Here is a 1,263-nt window from a genome sequence, read left to right on the forward strand (position 1 = left end):
GCGTGGGTTCAGCATGAGGGATGGAGCTCACGTTGGCCGCGCGACGGCAGATCACCAAGGCCCAGGTGGAGCGGTACCGCAACGGGACCAAGGCGGAGAAGTCGGTGGTCCTGGACGCGGTGTGCGGGGTGACGGGCTGGCACCGCGACCACGCCCGTAAGGCGATGCGGCAGGCTCTGGCCGGTCAGCACGAACGTCCGCGCGCGACCCGGGCCCCGCAGTACGTCTACGGGCCGCAGGTCATCGCCGCGCTCGTCACCTGCTGGGCGGTGCTGGGCGGGCCCTCGGGCAAACGGCTGCAGCCGGCGCTGCCGGAGCTGGTCGCGGCCCTGGCCGGGCACGACGAGCTGGCCGTGGACCAGGACGTCACGGCCGGGCTGCTGGCGATGTCGGCGGCCACGATGGACCGGCGCCTGCGCCCGTACCGCACCGGGCTGATCGCCGGCAAGGCCCGCTCGATGACCCGCCCGGGCAGCCTGCTGAAGTCCTCGATCCCGCTCAAGACCTGGCACGAGTGGGACGACACCACCCCCGGGTTCATCGAGATCGACCTGGTCAGCCACGACGGCGGCGACAACAACGGCCACTTCTTCCACACCCTGGACGCCACCGACGTCGCCACCGGCTGGACCGAGGCGATCACCGTGCGCTCCAAGGGCGAACGCATCGTCAGCGCCGCCCTGGACCAGCTGCGGATCCGGTTCCCCTTCGCGATCTTGGGCATCCACTCCGACAACGGCAGCGAGTTCATCAACCACCACCTGCTCAAGTGGTGCACCGACCGGCAGATCACCTTCACCCGCGGCCGCCCCAACCACAAGAACGACCAGGCCCACGTCGAGCAGAAGAACTGGACCGAGGTCCGCCACAGCGCCGGCTACTACCGCTACGACACCCCCCACGAACTGGACCTGCTCAACACCATGTGGCCCACCCAGTCACGCCTGCACAACCTGTTCCTGCCCCAGCAGAAGCTGCAGACCAAGACCCGCGTGGGCGCCAAGGTCACCAAGACCTACGACACCGCCGCAACCCCGCTGACCCGACTGACCCGCGACCACCCCCACGTGCTCGACCCCATCGACCACCGCGAGCTCACCGACCTGCGAGCCACCGCCAACCCCGCCCAGCTCCGCCGCGACATCGACCTCATCCAAGCCAACCTCCTCGAGCTCGCCCGCCGACGCGGCATCACCGCCACCCGCCGCAAAGCCAACGCGACCTACCTCAACCGCACCAAGATGAAGACCCCCACCACGCGGG

Annotated in this window: 1 protein-coding gene; it reads left to right on the forward strand. The window is 69.7% G+C overall.

Going from position 1 to position 1,263, the window contains the following annotated elements:
- Window positions 1-20: 20 nt before the first annotated feature.
- On the forward strand, window positions 21-1,263 hold a 1,243-nt coding region (locus tag ABD899_RS18880; protein WP_345208910.1), incomplete at its 3' end, for an integrase catalytic domain-containing protein.

The organism is Fodinibacter luteus, assembly GCF_039541575.1.
GTDB classification, from domain to species: domain Bacteria; phylum Actinomycetota; class Actinomycetes; order Actinomycetales; family Dermatophilaceae; genus Fodinibacter; species Fodinibacter luteus.